This is a genomic window from Robiginitalea rubriflava (assembly GCF_052540725.1).
The window spans coordinates 986,833-1,007,597 of sequence record NZ_CP199309.1; the positions used below are offsets into that span (position 1 = coordinate 986,833).

Consider the following 20,765-nt stretch of genomic DNA (forward strand, 5'->3'; position numbering starts at 1 on the left):
TTAACGCCGGGGTGTATTTCTAGTTTGTATCTTTGGAAAAAGTGCCGATATGAAAAAAATCCTGATCCTCCTCCTATGCCTTACCGTGGGAGAGCTTTTTGGACAGGAAGATTTCCTGGCCAAGCGTTATTATGAAGACGGGGAGTTTGAAAAAGCCGTTGTCTTCTACGAGAAACTGGTCAGCGAAGATCCGCGCCGTACGGATTATTCCGAAAAACTCATCAGCTGTTACCAGCAACTGCAACAGTACGACAAAGCCATATCCTACCTGAAGGCACGTATAGAATCGGGAATGGCTTACCCCACACTGCTGATAGACCTGGGATACACCTACCGCCTGCAGCAGCAGCCGGAGATGGCGGAAATCTGGTATGAGGAAGCCTTAGGCACTATCGAACAGAATCCCAATTTCGGCTATGGTATCGGATTTAAGTTTCAGCGGTATACGCTGCTCGAATATGCCCTGAAGGCCTATAACCGGGCCATGGAACTGAATCCCGACCTGGACTTTAATTTCCAGATTGCCCGGATATACGGGGAGCAGGGGCGTATTGAAGAAATGTTCGAAGCCTACATGGTTCAACTGGAGCAACGTCCGGCTGCCAAATCCAATATCTACAGGGTACTGGAAGGGTTCGTTTCGACGGATGCCAGTGCAGAAAACAATCAGTTATTGCGAAAGACATTACTGACCCGTGCCCAGCGTAAACCCGACCCTGTCTGGAATGAATTGCTAAGCTGGCTCTTTATCCAACAGGAACAATACGCGAGCGCACTGAATCAGGAGAAGGCTATTTACAGGCGCTCTGAGGGCAAAGGCCTGGAGCGGATCATCAACCTGGGCCGGCTTGCTGAAGATGCAAGGGACCTGGCAGCAGCCCGTGCCGCTTTTGAATACGTCCGTAAGGAAAGTTCGGACCCGGTAAGCAGGCTTAATGCGGAGCTGCACCTTATTGACATAGGCCTGTTGGAAGATCCGTCCGGCTTTCTGCCAGCAGCAGAAAAAGCCTATGAAGACCTGATGGAAACCTATGGTTACCAGGGAAACACGCTACAATTGCAGGTAGGCTTCGCCAACTTCCTGGCCTTCCGCCTGGGGGAGGCGGAGCGCGCTGTGGCTATTTTAAAAAAGAGCCTGGAACTTCCGGTTTCCAATTATACGGAAGGGTACCTTAAATTAAACCTGGGCGACATCCTTGTTTTCAGCCAGCGCTTTAATGAAGCACTGATACTGTTTTCACAGGTTCAAAAACTCTTGAAAAATGATGTGATGGGCCAGCAGGCCCGATATAAGGTAGCTCAGACCAGTTTTTACAAGGGAGATTTTGATTGGGCCCTGACCCAATTAAAGGTGCTTCGCAATTCTACTTCCCAGTTAATCGCCAATGACGCCATGCAATTGAGCCTTTTGATTTCCGATAATTCGGTGGAAGACTCTACACGCACTGCACTGAAAAAATTCGCCTGGGCAGACCTGCTGGCCTATCAGCAAAAAAACGAGGAGGCCCTGGAATCGCTGGAAGAGCTTTTACAACAACACAAAGGAGAAAAAATTGAAGATGATGCCCTTTTAATGCAGGCAGAATTACTCACTGCAAAAGGTGAATTTTCCAAAGCGGCACTCAGTTACCGCAAAATCATTGAGTTCTATGGGCAGGGTATTCTGGCAGACGATGCCCATTACGGACTCGCTGAGTTATACCGCACACAACTGAATGAACCTGCAAAAGCTATGGAACATTACCAGCAAATCATTTTTCAGTACCAGGACAGTTATTTTTTCCCCGATGCACGGAAAAAATTCCGGCAGTTAAGGGGCGATCCTGTTAATTAGCATACAAAGACAAATACCGGATGTACATTTATAACGTAACCATCAACATTGATCCTTCTATTCAGCATAGCTGGCTGGAATGGATGCAAAAAACTCATATCCCGGATATGCTGGCAACCGGAAAATTCAGCCAGGCCAAAATTTGCAGGGTGCTGGTGCAAGAAGAAACCGGGGGCATTACCTATGCCGTTCAGTACCAGGCCCCGGACAGGGACACCCTCCAACGCTATTATCAGGAAGACGCGGCACGTTTGCGCAAGGATTCCATGGAACGTTTTGGGGATAAGTGCGTAGCTTTCCGAACCGAACTGGAAATCATCAGTCAGCATTGAAAAAAGAAGGCCAGGAGAACTTATTCGCCTATGGAACGCTGTGCGATCCGCATGTACAGGTTTACGTATTCGGGCGTACCCTTAGCGGGCACACCGATACCCTGGCAGGATATTATTTAAAGGATAAGGCGGTTTTGGATCGGTACCCGGCCATTTGGAAGGGACAGGCAGGGTCAGAGGTCTCTGGAATGTGCTACAGCCTGTCGGCCATCGAATTGAAAAAAGCAGATGCCTACGAAACCAGTTTGTATTTCCGAAGGGAACTGGAGCTGGCTTCTGGTAAAAAAGCATGGGTATATTTACCCACTAACACACTGTAAGTGCCTATGAGTTCCCGTAAAAAGTCGCGATCGAAATCTTTCCATAAGGGGACAACCCACTCTCAGACCGGGGTAGCTGCCAAAAAACACCTGGGTCAGCATTTTTTAAAGGACCCGCAAGTGGCGTATAAAATTGCCAATACGATAAAAAAACCTGAGATCAGCAGGATCCTGGAAATTGGACCGGGTACAGGGGTACTTACACGCTTTCTTATGGAGCGGCCCCTTGACATTATTGCCGTGGAACTAGACAGGGAATCGGTCCGATACCTGCGGGAGGTATTTCCACTGGAAGTGCAGGATCAAAAACACCCGCAAGCCCGCCTGGAAATACTGGAGGCTGATTTTTTATCTCTGGACCTCAGGTCTTTATTCGAGGGGCAGGAATTCGCGATCACTGGGAATTTTCCCTATAATATCTCAACCCAAATTGTTTTTCGCCTCCTGGAATTTCGCGAGCGTATTCCGGAGTTCAGCGGGATGTTCCAGAAAGAGGTAGCCGAGAGGATCTGTTCAACTGGTGGCAGTAAGGTTTACGGTATCCTTTCCGTTTTGGTACAGGCGTATTATGAGGCCGAATATCTCTTTACGGTTCCCCCTGAGGTCTTTGATCCCCCGCCAAAGGTTGAATCGGGGGTGATCCGGCTGCTAAGAAAGCAGCACACCATTGCGGACTGCAACGAACAACTATTTTTTAAGGTAGTTAAGGCTGCATTCAACCAAAGGCGCAAAACCCTGCGCAACAGTCTAAAAAGCTTACAGCTTTCTGATAATCTCCGAGAAGATACTATCTTTGAGCGGCGCCCCGAACAGCTTACGGTTTCGGACTTTATAGCGCTTACAAAGAAAATCCAGGATGACACCCTTTAAACTTACAGAGGAACTTCTTGCCGAGATAGAACATCTGATAGAAAACCGTCAGAATGCCTCCCTGCGTGAAATGATGGAGGAGGTCCATTACGCGGATGTTGCGGAAATTATCAATGAACTAAATGAAGATGAGGCAACCTTTCTGATCAAGTTACTGGACAGTGAGAAAACCTCCGATGTATTGACAGAACTGGATGAGGATGTTCGGGAAGCCATCCTGGGAAACCTCTCCTCAAAGGAAATAGCAGGGGAGCTTGAAGAACTGGATACGGATGATGCGGCCGACATTGTTGCGGAATTGCCCAAGGAAATTGTACAGGAGGTCATCTCTGAAATCTCCGACCGGGATCACGCCCGGGATATTGTAGACCTGCTCCGCTATGACGAGAATTCTGCCGGGGGGCTGATGGCTAAAGAACTCGTAAAAGTTAACGAAAACTGGACGGTACTGACCTGTGTGAAGGAAATGCGGCAGCAGGCCGAAAATGTTACCCGGGTACATTCCATTTATGTGGTGGACGATGCGGGTTTGCTGAAAGGAAGGTTGTCCCTGAAAGATTTACTGACCGCCTCCACCAAATCCCCCATTAAAGATGTCTATATCGCAAAAGTGGATTCGGTTAACGTTAATGAGAAACCGGAGGAGGTAGCCAAAATTATGTCTAAATATGACCTGGAAGCGATTCCGGTTGTAGACGAGATCGGGCGCCTGGTGGGCAGGATTACCATTGACGATATTGTGGATGTGATCCGGGAAGAAGCTGATAAGGATTATCAGCTGGCCGCCGGTATTTCGCAGGATGTTGAAGCAGACGACAGTATCTGGGATCTAACCCGTGCCCGCCTGCCCTGGCTGTTTCTGGGGCTGATTGGCGGGGTGGGAGCTGCAGGCATCATGGGAGGTTTTGAATCCATGATCAGCCAGCATGCCATCCTTTTCTTTTTTACGCCCCTCATTGCGGCCATGGCTGGGAACGTAGGGGTGCAGTCAAGCGCGATAATAGTGCAGGGGCTTGCCAACGACGACCTAAAAGGCAGCATCGGAAACCGCCTGTTTAAAGAAATGTTGCTGGCTGCCCTGAACGGCTTTATCCTCTCTGTAGTTTTACTGTTTTTTACCTGGAGTTGGAAAGGCAGCCTGGCTACGGCCCTGGCAATTTCCATATCCCTGATAACCGTTATTATCGTTGCCGGGATTATAGGCACCTTTATCCCATTATTCCTGCATAAGCGCGGTATTGACCCGGCTATAGCCACAGGCCCTTTTATAACCACCAGCAACGATATCTTCGGAATCCTGATCTACTTCTGGATTGCCAAACTGATCCTGGGAATTTAAGGCCCAATTTTCGGGAAGTAGTGCAATCTTACGTATCTTGTTTTCTTTCGCTTGTAAAATACAATGGCCAAATCACTTTTATTCTGGATGTCTGTCTTGCTGCTTGCAGCCTGTAAGCCAGATGGGGCATCGCCGGAGACCGTTTCCAAAAAATCCCAGGATCCCAGACTCCTTTCCGAAGGGATAATTTCAACAGACCTCTACGAAAGAGACCTGGCCCTGAGTCCGGATGGCAATATCCTGATCTATACCCTTGCAGATGCTCGCCAGAACCGATGGGTTCTTGTGGCGATGGCCCAGCGAAACGGAGAATGGGCATCGGGCCGGATCCTGCCTTTTTCAGGCCGCTTTCAGGACATAGAACCCTTTTTTAGCCCCGAAGGGGAATCCTTGTTGTTTGCTTCCAACAGGCCGGTTAACGGAGACAGTACACGTACGGATTTCAATATCTGGAAAGTTCCGTTCTCCAATGGCAATTGGGGAAAGCCCTACCCCCTTGATACGCTTATCAATACCAGAGGCGATGAATTTTTTCCGGCTGTTTCAGAATCCGGGGATCTTTATTTTACAGCCACCCGTGAAGGGGGTATCGGTTTGGAGGATATTTACAGGAGTGAATATACCTCAGGCGGGTATCTTCCTCCCAGGGTACTGGACAGCACTATCAATACGGCAACTTATGAATTCAATGCCTATGTCAGCCCCAAAGAGAATCTGCTGATTTTTAGTTCCTATGGAAGAGCAGATGGGCTTGGAGGTGGCGATTTGTATTACAGTCTGAAGGGACCGGATGACGCCTGGTCTGAGGCGGTTCATTTGGAATCCCCGGTGAATTCGAAGTGGCTGGATTACTCCCCCTTTTGGGATGCAAAGAATAAAGTGCTTTATTTTAGCAGTGAAAGAATCGTAACTACAAAAGATACACTGGGCAGTATTCAGTCAATAAGGGAGTTCGCACGGCAACCCGAAAACGGCTTGGGGAATATTTATTTCATTTCCTGGAATCCGTTCCGTTAAAACGCAATAATAATGAAACCTATCAACATAAGGGAAAAATTATCCCGCTTTAAAGACCATTGGCACCCCCGGCAAATTGCAGTGGTTGATCAAATGCAGGTATTGCTGGCAAAGCTCAGCGGTTCCTTTGTGTGGCATCAGCACCCGGATCAGGATGAATTGTTCCAGGTAATCCGGGGAACCCTGTATATGGAATTCAGGGACCGCACGGAAATGGTACGGGAAGGGGAAATCATTGTGGTGCCAAAAGGAATTGAGCATAGGCCACGTACCGAAGAGGGGAAGGAGGTGCATGTCTTGCTCTTTGAACATCAACAAACAGAACATACCGGAGGGGTTTCCCACCCGTTAACACAGACTCATTATCCAAAAATATAATACAGTATGAAGGTGCTCCACCTGGATCCCAATCACCCTTTGCTCCTTGAAGGCCTGGCGGCTTTGGGCTATGAAAACCATACAGATTATAGCAGTCCTGCCGATGCCGTTCTTGCTAAAATCGATCAGTATGACGGGCTTATCCTGAGAAGTCGCATCCCCGTTGATAAGACCTTCCTGGAGAAAGCAAATCGATTGAAATTTATCGGACGGGTTGGTGCCGGCCTGGAAAATATAGATGTAGCCCACGCAAAAAGTATGGGAGTGTTCCTGGCAGCAGCCCCGGAGGGCAACCGAAATGCTGTGGGCGAACACAGCCTGGGGATGCTGTTAAGCCTTTTCAACAAGTTGCATACGGCAGACCGGGAAGTCAGACAGGGCATCTGGCAGCGGGAGGCCAACCGCGGAGTGGAACTGGACGGGAAGACAGTGGGGATTATCGGGTATGGAAATATGGGGAAGGCCTTTGCCCGAAAACTGCGCGGGTTTGAGGTAGAGGTAATATGTTATGACATTGTTGGAGGCGTAGGAGATGAAAACGCCAGGCAAGTGGGTATAATGGAATTCCAGCAGCGTTCTGATGTAGTGAGCCTGCACGTCCCCGAGACACCACTTACTATCGGGATAGTTAACACGAGTTTTCTGGAGGCCTTTCATAAACCCATCTGGATCCTGAATACGGCCAGGGGGAAATGCATTAAAACAGCAGACCTGGTTCAGGCCCTGAAGGGTGGCAAGGTCCTGGGGGCCGGATTGGATGTACTGGAGTATGAAAAATCATCATTTGAGTCCCTGTTTAAAGAGGCTTCCCTACCCGAGGCCTTTAAATATCTGACAGAGGCCCCCAATGTTTTGCTGAGCCCACATATTGCCGGCTGGACCATTGAGAGTAAGGAAAAACTGGCTCAAACAATTTTGGACAAAATAACGCGACATTTTTCTTAAATTTAAGGTATGTCTGTTCCTGAGGAATTAAGGCAACCCAGGTGGGTATCAAATAAAAGCCGTTCACCATGCAATACAAAGCCAGTACCCCTGAAGAATATATAGAGCAGATACCTGAAGAGCGTAAAGCCCCAATGCGCGAGCTGCGAAAAAAAATTCGGGAAAACCTTCCAAAGGGTTTTCAGGAAACCATCAATTACGGGATGATCGGATATGTGGTCCCCCACAGTACCTTCCCAGACGGCTATCACTGCGACCCTACCCTCCCACTACCCTTTATGCACCTGGCTTCCCAAAAGAATTATATCAGCCTGTACCATTCAGGAGTTTACGCAAGTAAGGAGCTGTTGGATTGGTTTACAAAGGCGTACAAAGAACAAATGGGCCGAAAACCGGATATGGGGAAAAGCTGCATTCGTTTTAAGAAGGCTGATCGGATCCCTTACGAGCTGATAGGGGAACTTTGCACCAAAATCAGCGTACAGGAATACATCGACTTGTATAAGAAAAATATAGGAAAGTCATGAAAAAGCGCGTAACAGGTTTAGGTGGGTTCTTCTTTAAGTGCAAGGATCCCGATAATGTAAAGCAATGGTATAAAACCCATTTGGGTATTCCCACAGATTCCTATGGCTGGACCTTCTGGTGGAAGGATGAAAACGGGAACGCTTGTAGTACACAATGGAGCCCTTTTAAAGAAGACACGTCCTATTTCAATCCGAGTACCAAGCCCTTTATGATGAATTTCAGGGTGGAGAACCTGGAAGAACTGCTGAAGGCCCTAAGAAAAGAAGGCGTACAGGTTGTTGGTGAAATGGAGACCTATGACTATGGCAAGTTCGGATGGATTTTAGACCCGGAAGGCAATAAAATTGAGCTTTGGGAACCCATTGATTCTGCATTTCAGGAATAGGGATAATTTTTCTAAATTGTAAGATACAAACAACCCTATTTAAAAGTCATGTCGGAAGCAAAGGATAATAGCGAAAAAAAAGAAGGCAAAGGCTTCGAAAAAGCCAAAGAAAAGGCCCGGGAAATGGGTGAAGAAGCCAAAGAGGCTGCCGGGGAATTCCGTGAGGAAGCCAAAAAGACTGCCGAAGAATTTAAGGAGGGTTTTAAACAGGCCAGCGGGGAAAATAAAAAGATTCTCTCGGGCATACTGGCACTCGTGGTAGGCTGGGCCGGTATCCATAAATTTGTACTGGGCTATCAGAAAGAAGGGATTATCATGCTGGTGATTTCAGTTATCGGCCTGGTGCTAAGTTGCATTGGCATAGGGGTTTTCCTCGTTTGGGCCGTGTGGCTGGTAGGATTTGTTGAAGGTGTCATTTACCTGACCAAGTCCGATGCCGATTTCTACAACACCTATCAGGCAGGACGTAAGCCCTGGTTTTAGGACCAAAGCCGGGAATTTTTATTCCTGGTTTTTATTATTCCTTTTATTATCGTAATATTGCGATATACAATTTAATAATGGGTGTATCCAAAACACAATTATTCAATACTCAACAGAACGAACTGGCTGCAGTAGCTAAGGTACTGGCACATCCGGCAAGGGTGGCCATCCTGCAATATATTAGCCAGCAGGATGCCTGTATCTGCAGTGACCTGGTGGAAGAAACCGGCCTGGCACAGGCCACCATTTCCCAACATCTTGCCGAGATAAAGAAAATTGGTCTTTTAAAAGGCAACTTTCAGGGCAAAAACCTCTGTTATTGTATTGATAAGGATCGATGGATAGCCCTGCAGACCCTTTTTACCAATTTTTTTACCCGTATAGGGAAACAGTGTTGTACCTAATTTTTTTATATGCAAACAGCAGCATTTATTGAGTTACTCGAAAAGCATCCTGAAAGAGTCTTATGCTTTGAGTATGCCCCCGGTAAGTACGTCCGGGCAGACTACCATGTCACCGAAGTGAAGAACGTCCATATAGAAGCCACGGATTGCGGTGGCCGACAGGATTCCTGGAAGGAAACCGTAGTGCAATTGTGGGCGAATCCTGAAAGGGAAGAACCAAACCACCGCCTCAGCTCGGACAAGGTCCTGGATATTCTGAAGCGCGTAAGCAGCCTGCAGCCGCTGATGAAAAACACTCCGGTCAAAATCGAATATGGAGACAGAGATTTCCATACAGCACAACTCAACATTGCAGGTCACAGGCTGGAGAATGATCAGCTGATAGTTAGCCTGGGGGTTGAGCATACCACCTGTAAAGCCAGGGATCTTTGCGGGATTCCTGCAGAAACCGGCCGTGACGTTCAGGAATGTACTCCGGGTTCCGGTTGTTGTTAAAATGGTCCCCATGGAAATCCGAACCATGACTTCTGAGGACTGGCCGGCAGTAAGCCGTATTTATGCAGAAGGCCTGAGTACGGGTATGGCCACTTTTGAAACGGAGGTTCCCGAATATGACCAATGGAACAGCAGCCACATGCAGTTATGCCGCTTTGTTACCCTGAAAGGAAATGAGGTGTGTGGATGGGCGGCCCTGTCACCTGTATCGGGTCGTTGCGTTTATGGTGGGGTAGCCGAGGTCAGCATTTATATCGGGCAGAGGTTCCGCGGGCAGGGTGTGGGACAAAAATTGCTGCACCACCTGATACAGGAAAGCGAAGCAGCCGGGTTCTGGACCCTTCAATCCGGTATCTTCCCCGAAAACCTCCCCAGCATCCGTTTGCATGAAAAGGCCGGATTCAGGTTACTTGGCACGCGCGAAAAAGTAGGGCGATACAAAGGAGTCTGGAAGGATAATGTGGTTTATGAAAGACGCAGTAAAGTGGTTGGTATTAACTAAATATTACGTAGAAAATGAAAAACATACTCGTACTCTGCACGGGAAATTCCTGCCGTAGTCAGATGGCCCACGGCTACCTGCAGGCACTTCAACCGAAACCCCTGGCCAAAATATACAGCGCCGGGATAGAAACGCATGGCCTCAATCCGGAAGCAGTGGCTATCATGGAGGAAGACGGGATTGATATTTCAGGCCATACTTCCAACCATGTGGATGAATACGCCGGCATCTCCTGGGATTTTATCATTACCGTCTGCGATCACGCAAAGGAAAACTGTCCCTTTATCCCTGCTGATGGGGCTGAAAGACTACATCATAACTTTTCAGATCCTTCTAAATTGAAAGGCAGCCCTGAAGCACGGCATGCTGCTTTTGAAAATACCCGCAATGAGATTCGCGATTATTGCAGGAAATTTATCGCTGAGAAATTAGCGGGCTAGGTTGCTGTTCCCTTCGCTGAGTTTGCGTTCCAATTCCGCCTGAAATTCTTCCATCACTGGCTTGACGGTGCTTTCCGGCAGGTCTGCAATTTTAATATACATCAGACCGTCTACGGAATTATTGAAAAGCGGGTCCACATTAAAAGCAACCACCTTGGCGTTCTGTTTTATATATTTTTTAATAAGCACCGGTAAGCGAAGACTTCCTGGTTCCACCTCCTCTATGAGTTTATCAAACTTGTTGAGGTCTGCCTCGGTTTCGTCAAAGACAAATTCCTTATCTGCATCTTTAAGCGTTACCTTGAACTCCTTTTTAGGCCTTATGTATTGGGCCACATAGGGGTCCCAGTAATTGGATTTCATAAATTCAATCATCAGGGATTTGGAGAAATTGGAAAACTGATTGCTGATACTTACCCCGCCAATCAGATATTTATGTTCCGGGTAACGAAGGGTGGTGTGTACGATTCCCTTCCACAATAAAAACAAAGGCATGGGCTTCTGCTGGTATTCTTTGATGATGTAGGCCCGGCCCATTTCAATAGACCTTTTCATCATCCCGTACAGTTCCGGTTCAAAGCGGAACAGGTCTTGTAAATAAAACCCGTCAATTCCGTGCTCTGAAAAAATTTGAGATCCCATCCCCATACGGTAAGCCCCCACTATTTGTTTATCCTGGTCATCCCAAAGAAAGAGATGGTGGTAATACTCGTCAAAACGATCCAGGTCTATGGCATTATTGGTTCCTTCCCCAATCGCCCTGAAGGTGGTTTCGCGTTGCCTCCCGATCTCCTGCAGGATAAAGGGCATGTCTTTTTTCTGGGCAAGAAACACCTCATAATTTTTACTTTGCAACAAACGACAGTCTTTTTCCCGTAGTTTCTCAATCTCGCCCTCAATTACTTCGGTCCGAACCGCGGTGGCAATTCGTTTGGGGGGCTTGGGAATCTTAAGGGTTCCTGGTAGCTGGTCAATTAACCGTTCTTTTTCATAGGCATTCGCGAGGATATAGGTCTTCCTTCTGAGCAGGTCGGTAAAATCTTCCAGAGATTCATGTTCTTTTTGTACCTGTACGCTAATGGGCTGCCCGATGCGTACCTTGATGCTCCTGTTGCGCTGGCTGGTGAGTTCAGAGGGTAATTTGGCAGTCCTAAAGACCTCATTCATACGGGAGAGATAGTAAAACATCCGGCTGTTGCGCGCGTGAAAATAAATTGGAACTACTGGCACTTCGGCTTTACGGATCAATTTCAGAGCCGCTTCCTCCCAGGGTTTATCCACAATCAGTTTTCCGTCCTTGTAAGTAGAAACCTCCCCGGCCGGGAATATGCCAAGGGGGTGACCCTCCCGGAGGTGTTCCATGGCCCGCTTAAATCCGGCAACCGAACTTTTGGCATCCTTGTGGTTTTCAAATGGGTTTACAGGCATTATAAATGGGGCCAGCGGGGCAATGCGTTGCAGCAGGAAATTTGCAATGATCTTGTAATCGGGTCGCTCCTTCAATAAAAGTTTAAGCAACAGCACCCCGTCGATGCCTCCCAATGGATGGTTGCTTATCGTAATATATGCCCCATCCTTTGGCAGGCGCTTAAAATCCTCTTCAGGAATTTCAAAATCAATTTCATAATGGTCGATGATCTCATCCAGGAAGGCTGTTCCGGAGAGCCCCTTGTGTTTGCGGTAAAATCGGTTGATACTGCTGATACGGGTAAGATGCATCAAAAGCCAGCCAAAAAAAGTACCCAGGAACCCATACTTGTCCAGATGAATTGCTTTGGCTACTTCTTTGGCAGTAACTAATCCCATGTAAATCAGTTTTGGTTAGGGTGCGGGTAAAGATAAAAAATTGACCTGTGGCTGGGTCAATTTTTTGATTTTTCGACGAAAATTCGTCCTATTTCACTACCAGCTGCACCGTTTCCCGGCCTCTTTGCTCCAGGATTACCTGCTTCCCCTGCTGCAGGGATTCAATGGCCTCTGTATTGAAGTGCCTGATGGTATAGAGGGAAACCCCTTCCTGGTAAACCACTTTAAACCGCCCTTTTAATTGTTGCAATAAGTCGTGCAGCCTGCCAAAACGATTGTCCACGCAAACCGAAAAACTAATGGCGGAGTTCTGAATCAGGTCTACCTTCATTTTATGGTCGTGCAATAACTTGAAGAGGTCACTGATATTGTCTTCCACTATAAAGGAAAAATCCAGGGAGGAGAGTTTCATCAGCACCTGGTCCTTTTTTACAATAAAACAGGGTACTTCAGGTTCAATCCCTTTTCCTTTGCCTACCACGGTCCCGGCATCCGCGGGCCTTATAAAAGACTTCACATGAAGCAGGATTTCCTTGCGTTGCAAGGGTTGCAGGGTTTTGGGGTGAATAACAGATGCGCCGTAAAAGGCCAGCTCTATGGCTTCGCGGTAGGAAATGCGGTTCAACAGGCTTGCCTGTCCGAAATAACGGGGGTCCGCATTAAGGACCCCGGGAACATCTTTCCAGATGGTTACCGATTTTGCGTTCATGCAATAGGCTACAATGGCTGCGGTGTAATCCGACCCCTCCCGCCCCAGGGTGGTCGAAAAGTTATTGTCGTCACTCCCTATAAACCCCTGGGTGATGAATAATTCATCCCTTCCGTCTATGGTAGCAATAGCTTCCTGTGTCTTTTCCCATAAAACCTTTACATCCCTGTAATTGGAATCCGTTTTGATGTAACGGCGGATATCCAACCAGGTATTTTTAAAACCATTTTCATTTAAAAAGGCACTCAAAATAACGCTGGAAAGCAATTCCCCGTAGCAGACTACCTGATCATATACAAAATTGTATTTAGGCGATTTATTCCAGGCTAAAAACCCCCTGATTTCTTCAAAAAGTTCCTTTACCCGGCCGTAAACCGGATGGGTTTGAGCAGGAAATATTGTATGCAGAATCTCCATATGGAAGCTTTCAACGGCTGCCAGGGATACAGACAGGGATTTTTTATCCTTAAAATAAGCGTCCACTACCTGTTCCATGGCATTAGTGGTCTTTCCCATGGCCGATACAACCAGAAAGGTGCGCTCAGTACCCGTTTCCTGCAAAACTTTCAGGACATTCTTTACCCCCTCTGCATCCTTTACGGAAGCTCCTCCAAATTTATATACTCTCATAAGTATCCAAATACGTGTTAATCCCCTTTTGATCCAATTGTACTACGTCCCAGTCCCTCATCACACGGGCCCCACGTGCCTTGTAAAATTCGATTGCTGGTTCATTCCAGTCCAGGACCTCCCAGCTGACCCTCCGGGCCCCTTGTTCCTTTGCATACTGCACCACCTGTGTCAGCAACCTGCCCCCCAACCCATTACCGCGAGCCTCCGCTGTTACGATCAGGTCTTCCAGGTGGATAACAGGGCCCTTCCATGTAGAATATCGCGGGTAACACAGGGCCATCCCCAGGACTTCTTCATCTTTGCAGGCCACAAAGCATTGAAATTTGGGGTTTTTTCCAAAGCCGTCTACTTTTAAATCTGCCACCTTAATTTCAACGGCCTGAGGTTCTTTTTCATAGACAGCCAATTCACAGATGAGCTGGTGCACCTGGTCCATGTCTGTTTCACGCGCGGGTCGAATGATGTAATTCATAATTGTTACAAATAAAACACAAAGTTAAATATCTTCAAAAGAAGCCAGAAACGAAAACGTTGTAGTTTCACAAAATAAGCGATATTTGTGCTCTGTAACGCAACCTAAGCCTTAATGCAGAGAAAAAATAAAACCCTGGGGGAATTTATCATTGAGAACCAGGCCGAGTTCCAGTACTCTTCAGGGGAATTATCAAAACTGATCAACGCCATTCGTTTGGCTGCAAAGGTAGTCAACCACGAGGTTAACAAGGCCGGTCTTATCGATATACTTGGTGCTGCCGGAGATGTCAACATACAGGGTGAGAATCAGCAGAAACTGGATGTCCTGGCCAATGAAAAATTTATACAGACCCTCAAGAACAGGGAAATTGTCTGTGGCATAGCCTCCGAGGAGGAGGAAGACTTTATCAGCATCAACAGCCAGGACGAAAATCATCAGAACAAGTATGTTGTGCTGATTGATCCGCTGGATGGCTCATCCAATATTGATGTAAATGTGTCCGTTGGAACCATTTTTTCGATTTACCGCAGGATTACTCCTATCGGTAGCCCGGTTACCCTGGATGATTTTCTGCAACCCGGGGTGAAGCAGGTGGCTGCCGGCTATATAATCTACGGCACCTCTACCATGCTGGTATACACAACCGGACACGGTGTAAATGGGTTTACCCTGAACCCAGCCATTGGAACTTTTTACCTCTCCCATCCGGAAATGCAATTTCCCCCAATGGGTAAGATCTATTCTGTAAATGAGGGAAATTACATCCACTTCCCGCAAGGGGTGAAAGACTATATTAAATATTGTCAGATGGAGGAAGGAGACCGTCCCTACACTTCCCGGTACATCGGTTCCCTTGTATCGGACTTTCACCGAAATATGATTAAAGGCGGGATTTATATTTATCCGAAAAGCAGTGTGGCTTCCAATGGAAAACTCCGGTTGTTATATGAATGCAACCCCATGGCCTTTCTTGCTGAACAGGCAGGAGGCAAAGCCTCCAATGGCTATGAAAGGATTCTGGAGATACAACCAACTGAACTACACCAGCGGGTACCCTTTTTCTGCGGGAGCCGGCTAATGGTAGAAAAGGCAGAATCGTTTATGGAGCAATACCGCTAGGCTATTTTCGATTGTCCATTAAATATATATACTCCTCAAAGGCAATATTGCCGGTGAAGATGTCAATGGAACTTTGGATTACCTTTTTGGCTACAGCTGGTGAAAAGCCGATTGCCAGAGCATATTTCTTGACCAGGTCAATTTCTTCCTGATCGATGCTGTGGTCCGCCAAAATAATCCGGAAGAAATCGTATAACCGCTCATATCGCTTTTCAATTTCAAAGGGAGCTTCTATAGGATATTTGTTTTCCTTTTTCATCACTTCCTTATACTCTGCATCCGAAATATCCAGTTTGGAGCGAAAACGTGCGATAACTTCACTTTCGGGAGGGTTGATTTCCCCATCAATTGCAGCCAGGGAAGCTAATGCAGCAAAATGCGCCAGATTTCGTCGCTTCTCAGAGTGATTATAAAGATCTAAAATGGGCATGATTTGGTTTTATTTTACACTACAAAGATACCGTTTTGGATAATTTTTATCCCAAGAAGAATAAGAATATTTTATGGTTACTTACCCGCTGTACCAACCTTAAGAAGCGTTAAAAACCTCCGGGAAAAATGAATATTCCGTAAATTCACGCAGCTATGAAAAAACCGCTTCTGGAATTTACGAATAAAGGGATTTATTGTGCAGCGGCAGATGTGTACCTGGACCCATGGAAACCTGTTGATAAAGCCCTTATATCACACGGTCATGCAGACCACAGTCGCTGGGGGCACAAAAAATATATTACGCACAGAATAAATGTTCCCATAGTTAAGCACCGGCTTGGAGCCATTGAGATCGATGGCAGGGAATGGGGAGAGTCCTTCAGGATCAACGGGGTGGAATTCAGTTTTCATCCGGCCGGTCATATTGTGGGCTCATCACAGATACGAGTGGCCCATAAAGGAGAGGTATGGGTATTCTCGGGAGATTACAAAACCGAAAATGATGGCATAGCTACGCCTTACGAAGCTGTACAATGCCATACGTTTATCACGGAATGCACCTTTGGGCTGCCTGCCTTTAAATGGAAGCCACAAAATGAAGTAATGCGGGAAATCAATAACTGGTGGGCCGAAAACCAGCGAGCAGGCATTACCTCGGTCCTGTTTGCCTATTCCCTTGGGAAAGCCCAGCGATTGCTTTCCATGCTGGATACCGGTATAGGAACCATTTATACACATGGAGCCATTGAAAAAATGACTTCGGTTATCCGGGATTTGCACCCCCTGCCCCCTACCGTTCAAATCCTTCCGGAAACGGACCGAAAGGCTATCCGGGGAAACCTGGTCCTGGCACCCCCCAGTGCTCATGGGAGTCCCTGGATCCGAAAACTGGTGCCCTTCCAAACGGCTTCTGCCAGTGGGTGGATGACTTTCCGGGGTGCCCGGAGGAGAAGGGCAATAGACAAGGGATTTGTACTAAGCGATCACTGTGACTGGAGCGGTCTGCTGGAAAGTATCCAGGCAACAGGGGCAGAGAAAGTGATTTGCACCCATGGGTATTCAGATATATTTGCCCGCTATTTGCGGGAAGAGGGATATGATGCCCGTACAGAAGATACACAATACGAGGGCGAACTGGCAGAATTAAACCCAAAAGAAGGAAAGGAGGAAGATTCTTGAAAGCATTTGCCAATCTTATTAAAACTTTGGATGCAACCAATAAGACCAATACAAAAGTTGCCGCCCTGAGTAATTATTTTAAAGAGGCCCCGGATCCGGATAAGGTCTGGACCATTGCCATCCTCTCACACAGGCGCCCTTCCCGCCCGGTAAACACCACTTTATTGCGAGAGTGGGCCTCTGAACTGGCAGGAATCCCGCTATGGCTGTTTGAAGAAAGTTATCACATTGTGGGAGACCTGGCAGAGACTATCGCCCTGGTCATCCCGGAGCAGGAAAATAAAAGCCCCTTCAAAAAGCCCCTGAGTGAAGTAATGGAAGAACTCATTGCGCTGAAACCGAAGGAGGAAGCGCAAAAAAAAGATTATTTATTGGCGTTGTGGCCACAGTTGGATTATTACGAACGCTTTGTTTTTACAAAATTCATAACCGGTGGGTTCCGTATCGGGATCAGTCAGAAACTGATGACACGGGCCCTTGCCCAGGCCACAGGCCTGGATGAGGACGTGCTGGCATATAAACTAATGGGTAACTGGAAACCGGCAGAGATAAGCTTCGAGGATCTGGTTCTCAAACAAAAACAGGCAGATTTTCTCTCCAAGCCTTACCCTTTCTACCTGGCCTATGCTCTGGAAGAAGAAGCAACAGCACTAGGCAGTCCGGAAGACTGGTTTATGGAACACAAGTGGGATGGCATACGGGCCCAACTCATTATTCGCAACAACACCCTTTTTGTCTGGAGCCGGGGGGAAGAACTGGTTACGGATTCCTATCCGGAATTTCAGGCTTTAACGGAAATTCTCCCTGATGGAACCGTCCTGGACGGGGAAATTCTCCCCTACCCGGAGGGCCGGATAGGAAGTTTTAACGACCTCCAGAAAAGGCTGGGGCGCAAAACCATCTCCAAAAACCTGCTCCAAAAAATCCCGGTAATCCTAAAAGCATATGACCTGCTGGAATGGCAGGGGGATGATATCAGGACCCGCCCTTTCCAATGGCGACGAGAGAAACTGGATGCGCTGGTCGGCCCGCATGCAGAGAATGCTGAAATCCCATTGCAGTTGTCCCCTGTACTCGAGCTTGAAAGCTGGGAACAGGCTGCAAAAGAAAGGGACCGTGCCAGGGAAGTCCGCTCGGAAGGCCTGATGCTCAAACAGCGCTCTTCCCCCTATAGGGTTGGCCGAAAAAAAGGGGATTGGTGGAAGTGGAAAGTAGATCCCTTTACCATTGATGCCGTCCTTACCTATGCCATGAGAGGGCATGGCCGCCGCAGCAACCTCTTTACAGACTACACCTTCGCCCTGTGGGACCGAAATGAAGCAGGAAACCCTGAGCTGGTGACCTTTGCCAAGGCGTATTCCGGCTTAAGCGATGCAGAATTCCGAAGGCTGGATGCCTGGATCCGGAAAAATACCCTGGAACGATTCGGGCCGGTTCGCTCGGTAACCCCTTACCATGTTTTTGAAATTGCCTTTGAGGGGATTGCGCGTTCCAAAAGGCATAAAAGCGGTGTAGCCACCCGTTTCCCGCGCATCTTGCGCTGGAGGACAGACAAGAAAATTGAAGATGCCAACAGCCTGGAAGAACTAAAAAAGCTCATCCCTGAATGATGAAAGCCAAAGCACTTACAAATTACGCGCTTATCGGCCTCGCCCGGGATTGGTTTGCCAGCCAGGGCTGGACGCCCTTCCCTTTTCAGGAAAAAACCTGGAAGGCCTTTTTAGCAGGTAAACACGGCCTGCTGAATGCGCCTACAGGCAGTGGAAAAACCTATGCCCTCTGGTTTCCCATCCTCTTGCAATACATTAAGGATAACCCGGAATATAAACAACGGCACCAAAAAGGCCTTAAGGCGGTTTGGATTACCCCGCTCAGGGCACTTTCCCAGGAAATCTATCAATCCGCCGAGCGCATCACCAGAGACTTGGAAATACCTTTTACAGTAGGCATCCGCACCGGGGATACCTCAACAGCCGAAAGGAGCCGGCAGCGAAAAACGATGCCAGACCTGCTGATCACTACCCCGGAAAGTCTTCAATTATTGCTGGCCACAAAGGGTTATAAAGATATTTTCAAGGGGTGTTATGCCATCGTAGTGGATGAGTGGCATGAACTTTTAGGTAGTAAACGGGGGGTGCAGATGGAATTGGCCCTGTCCCGGCTTAAATCCATCAGTGGAGGCCTGCGGATTTGGGGGATCTCCGCCACCATCGGAAACCTGGAACAGGCGCGGCAGGTTTTGCTGGGCCCGGATTCAGCGGCACTTGAAAACTCCACCCTGATCAGGGCAAGCCTTAAAAAAAAGCTTACTGTGCGAAGTATCATCCCAGAAAAAATGGAAACCTTTCCCTGGCGGGGACATCTGGGGCTCCACCTGCTCGATGCTGTTATCCCGATCATCAGGGAAAGCAAGACCACTTTGCTCTTTACCAACACCCGCAGCCAATGTGAAATCTGGTTCCAAAAAATTTTGGAACGCTATCCCGAATTTGCCGGGGAAATAGCCATGCACCATGGCAGTATCGAAAAGGAGACCCGCTTGTGGGTGGAACAGGCCATCCGCAACGAAAGCCTCAAGGCAGTGGTCTGTACCTCCAGTTTAGACCTGGGTGTAGATTTTGCTCCGGTGGAAACCGTTGTACAGATAGGAGGCCCCAAGGGCGTGGCCCGATTTATGCAGCGGGCAGGGCGAAGCGGTCACCGGCCGGGGAAAGAAAGCCTGATTTACTTTTTACCAACCCACGCCATAGAACTGATCGAAGCAGCAGCACTGCAAAATGCAGTTCGCAATCAGGCAGTGGAAGACCGTATCCCCTACCTCAACAGTTTTGATGTTCTGGTACAGTATCTTACTACCCTTGCCGTATCAGATGGTTTTAATCCGGATGAGATTTTCAGGGAAGTTCAGCAAACCTTTTGCTATCAGGCACTCTACAGAGAACAGTGGGAATGGCTGCTGAAATTTCTGGTGCTGGGAAGCCAGAGCCTTAGCAGTTATGACGAATACAAAAAGGTGGAGGTTCTGGACAACGGGTTGTTTAAGGTCACCAACAGGGGGGTTGCCATGAGGCACCGATTTCAGATTGGTACCATTGTAGGGGATGCAAACCTGAGTGTCCGCTACCAGAAGGGCGGGTATATAGGGTCTATTGAAGAGTGGTTTATTTCAAAATTGCAACAGGGGGATGTTTTTACCTTTGCGGGGCGGAACCTGGAATTTATCCGGATCCGCGATATGCAGGTGCTGGTTCGCAACTCCAGCAAAAAGACCTCCAAGGTTCCCAGCTGGATGGGAGGACGGCTTACCTTATCTGCACAGATGTCCCAGTTGCTGCGGGAAGAATTGTATTCCGCCAGCCTGCCGGAAGCTCAGCAGGCCATTGAAATCCGTTGCCTTGCCCCATTGTTTAAAAGGCAACGGCTGGAGAGCATTGTCCCTCAGCCCGGCGAATTCCTGATTGAAACCTTTAAAACACGGGAGGGATATCACACTATTTTTTATCCTTTTGAAGGCAGGTTTGTTCACGAAGCCATGGCCAGCCTGCTCAGCTATCGGATAAGCCTGTTGTCTCCCATTACTTTTTCCCTGGCTTATAACGACTATGGTTTTGAGCTGCTTTCGGATCAGCAACCGGATATCCAGCTAATTCTGGATAACAACTTATTTACCACCGATTACCTGGTCGAAGATTTGGAAAAAAGCTTGAATGCCACTGAGATGGCCAGACGCAAGTTTCGGGATATTGCCGTCATCAGCGGCCTTGTTTTTACGGGATATCCCAAGAAGGGAATAAAGATGAAGCACCTGCAGAGCAATTCACAGTTGTTATTCGAAGTTTTCAGGGATTACGAACCAGACCACCTGCTCTTCCAGCAGGCCTTTACCGAGACCTTTGAGCATCAGCTGGAGGAGGGACGCCTGCGGCAGGCCCTGGAGCGGATAGACCATCAGCAAATTCGCTGGATGCAATGTGAAAAGCCAACCCCTTTCTCCTTTCCCATCATAACGGACCGGCTCCGGGAAAAACTCTCCAGCGAGAAACTGGCGGACCGAATCCGGAAAATGACCCAGGTGCTCACCCGGGGGCGAAGGAAGAAAAAATAATAGGCCAGGAACCTTTTTTGCAATTCATTTGAATT

The 20,765-nt window shown here is 47.9% G+C and carries 23 protein-coding genes; 19 read left to right on the plus strand and 4 right to left on the minus strand.

Annotated elements, in window-relative coordinates; all coding sequences use genetic code 11:
- The first annotated feature begins 49 nt into the window (after window positions 1-49).
- From ACT6NU_RS04565 to ACT6NU_RS04635, 15 genes are all read left to right on the plus strand, one after another.
- Entirely contained in the window at window positions 50-1,834 is a 1,785-nt protein-coding gene (locus ACT6NU_RS04565; RefSeq protein WP_445383280.1) for a tetratricopeptide repeat protein, read from the plus strand.
- Between the two features lie 20 nt (window positions 1,835-1,854).
- The gene (locus ACT6NU_RS04570) at window positions 1,855-2,166 is read left to right on the plus strand and encodes a DUF4286 family protein (RefSeq protein ID WP_445383281.1); all 312 of its coding nucleotides are present in this window, start codon (window positions 1,855-1,857) and stop codon (window positions 2,164-2,166) included.
- The gene (locus ACT6NU_RS04575; RefSeq protein ID WP_445383282.1) at window positions 2,163-2,486 is read left to right on the plus strand and encodes a gamma-glutamylcyclotransferase family protein; all 324 of its coding nucleotides are present in this window, start codon (window positions 2,163-2,165) and stop codon (window positions 2,484-2,486) included. The genes ACT6NU_RS04570 and ACT6NU_RS04575 overlap by 4 nt, the downstream gene beginning before the upstream one ends.
- 6 nt (window positions 2,487-2,492) lie before the next feature.
- Window positions 2,493-3,356, plus strand: coding sequence for a 16S rRNA (adenine(1518)-N(6)/adenine(1519)-N(6))-dimethyltransferase RsmA (gene rsmA / locus ACT6NU_RS04580; RefSeq protein WP_445383283.1), 864 nt, complete (start codon window positions 2,493-2,495; stop codon window positions 3,354-3,356).
- A complete protein-coding gene (gene mgtE / locus ACT6NU_RS04585; protein WP_445383284.1) occupies window positions 3,343-4,695 on the plus strand; it encodes a magnesium transporter in 1,353 nt (450 codons plus the stop codon). The genes rsmA and mgtE overlap by 14 nt, the downstream gene beginning before the upstream one ends.
- A 63-nt stretch (window positions 4,696-4,758) precedes the next feature.
- Window positions 4,759-5,712: a TolB family protein gene (locus tag ACT6NU_RS04590; RefSeq protein ID WP_445383285.1), complete on the plus strand. Its 954-nt coding sequence runs from the start codon at window positions 4,759-4,761 to the stop codon at window positions 5,710-5,712.
- Window positions 5,713-5,724: 12 nt separating this feature from the next.
- Window positions 5,725-6,090, plus strand: coding sequence for a cupin domain-containing protein (locus ACT6NU_RS04595; protein ID WP_445383286.1), 366 nt, complete (start codon window positions 5,725-5,727; stop codon window positions 6,088-6,090).
- A gap of 6 nt (window positions 6,091-6,096) precedes the next feature.
- Window positions 6,097-7,035, plus strand: a complete 939-nt coding sequence (locus tag ACT6NU_RS04600) for a 2-hydroxyacid dehydrogenase (protein ID WP_445383287.1) — start codon at window positions 6,097-6,099, stop codon at window positions 7,033-7,035.
- Window positions 7,036-7,103: 68 nt separating this feature from the next.
- Window positions 7,104-7,562, plus strand: a complete 459-nt coding sequence (locus tag ACT6NU_RS04605; RefSeq protein WP_445383288.1) for a DUF1801 domain-containing protein — start codon at window positions 7,104-7,106, stop codon at window positions 7,560-7,562.
- Window positions 7,559-7,948: a VOC family protein gene (locus ACT6NU_RS04610; RefSeq protein WP_445383289.1), complete on the plus strand. Its 390-nt coding sequence runs from the start codon at window positions 7,559-7,561 to the stop codon at window positions 7,946-7,948. Before ACT6NU_RS04605 ends, ACT6NU_RS04610 begins: the two co-directional genes overlap by 4 nt.
- Window positions 7,949-7,996: 48 nt before the next feature.
- On the plus strand, window positions 7,997-8,431 hold the full coding sequence (locus tag ACT6NU_RS04615; protein WP_445383290.1) for an NINE protein: 435 nt from the start codon (window positions 7,997-7,999) through the stop codon (window positions 8,429-8,431).
- 77 nt (window positions 8,432-8,508) lie between these two features.
- Window positions 8,509-8,835, plus strand: coding sequence for an ArsR/SmtB family transcription factor (locus tag ACT6NU_RS04620; protein ID WP_445383291.1), 327 nt, complete (start codon window positions 8,509-8,511; stop codon window positions 8,833-8,835).
- Between the two features lie 9 nt (window positions 8,836-8,844).
- A complete protein-coding gene (locus tag ACT6NU_RS04625; RefSeq protein ID WP_445383292.1) occupies window positions 8,845-9,330 on the plus strand; it encodes a DUF6428 family protein in 486 nt (161 codons plus the stop codon).
- 10 nt (window positions 9,331-9,340) lie between these two features.
- Window positions 9,341-9,832, plus strand: a complete 492-nt coding sequence (locus ACT6NU_RS04630; protein WP_445383293.1) for a GNAT family N-acetyltransferase — start codon at window positions 9,341-9,343, stop codon at window positions 9,830-9,832.
- 14 nt (window positions 9,833-9,846) lie between these two features.
- A complete protein-coding gene (locus tag ACT6NU_RS04635) occupies window positions 9,847-10,272 on the plus strand; it encodes an arsenate reductase ArsC (RefSeq protein WP_445383294.1) in 426 nt (141 codons plus the stop codon).
- Here ACT6NU_RS04635 and ACT6NU_RS04640 read toward each other — a convergent pair.
- From ACT6NU_RS04640 to ACT6NU_RS04650, 3 genes are all read right to left on the minus strand, one after another.
- The gene (locus ACT6NU_RS04640; RefSeq protein WP_445383295.1) at window positions 10,261-12,078 is read right to left on the minus strand and encodes a GNAT family N-acyltransferase; all 1,818 of its coding nucleotides are present in this window, start codon (window positions 12,076-12,078) and stop codon (window positions 10,261-10,263) included. The genes ACT6NU_RS04635 and ACT6NU_RS04640 overlap by 12 nt on opposite strands.
- Window positions 12,079-12,166: 88 nt before the next feature.
- Window positions 12,167-13,417 (minus strand): aspartate kinase, encoded by a 1,251-nt coding sequence (locus ACT6NU_RS04645; RefSeq protein ID WP_445383296.1) that lies wholly within the window; start codon window positions 13,415-13,417, stop codon window positions 12,167-12,169.
- Window positions 13,404-13,892, minus strand: a complete 489-nt coding sequence (locus tag ACT6NU_RS04650) for a GNAT family N-acetyltransferase (protein WP_445383297.1) — start codon at window positions 13,890-13,892, stop codon at window positions 13,404-13,406. The genes ACT6NU_RS04645 and ACT6NU_RS04650 overlap by 14 nt, the downstream gene beginning before the upstream one ends.
- Window positions 13,893-14,006: 114 nt before the next feature.
- Between ACT6NU_RS04650 and fbp the strand changes: the two genes are divergently transcribed.
- Window positions 14,007-15,014 (plus strand): class 1 fructose-bisphosphatase, encoded by a 1,008-nt coding sequence (gene fbp / locus ACT6NU_RS04655; protein WP_445383298.1) that lies wholly within the window; start codon window positions 14,007-14,009, stop codon window positions 15,012-15,014.
- A gap of 1 nt (window position 15,015) precedes the next feature.
- Here fbp and ACT6NU_RS04660 read toward each other — a convergent pair whose 3' ends face one another.
- Window positions 15,016-15,444, minus strand: coding sequence for a TerB family tellurite resistance protein (locus ACT6NU_RS04660; RefSeq protein WP_445383299.1), 429 nt, complete (start codon window positions 15,442-15,444; stop codon window positions 15,016-15,018).
- A gap of 155 nt (window positions 15,445-15,599) precedes the next feature.
- On the opposite strand from ACT6NU_RS04660, the gene ACT6NU_RS04665 reads away from it, so the two are divergent.
- From ACT6NU_RS04665 to ACT6NU_RS04675, 3 genes are read left to right on the plus strand one after another with little or no spacing between them, the layout of a single operon-like run.
- Window positions 15,600-16,625, plus strand: coding sequence for a ligase-associated DNA damage response exonuclease (locus tag ACT6NU_RS04665; RefSeq protein ID WP_445383300.1), 1,026 nt, complete (start codon window positions 15,600-15,602; stop codon window positions 16,623-16,625).
- Entirely contained in the window at window positions 16,622-18,235 is a 1,614-nt protein-coding gene (locus tag ACT6NU_RS04670; RefSeq protein WP_445383301.1) for an ATP-dependent DNA ligase, read from the plus strand. Before ACT6NU_RS04665 ends, ACT6NU_RS04670 begins: the two co-directional genes overlap by 4 nt.
- Window positions 18,232-20,730, plus strand: coding sequence for a ligase-associated DNA damage response DEXH box helicase (locus ACT6NU_RS04675; protein WP_445383302.1), 2,499 nt, complete (start codon window positions 18,232-18,234; stop codon window positions 20,728-20,730). The genes ACT6NU_RS04670 and ACT6NU_RS04675 overlap by 4 nt, the downstream gene beginning before the upstream one ends.
- The last annotated feature ends 35 nt before the right edge of the window (window positions 20,731-20,765 follow it).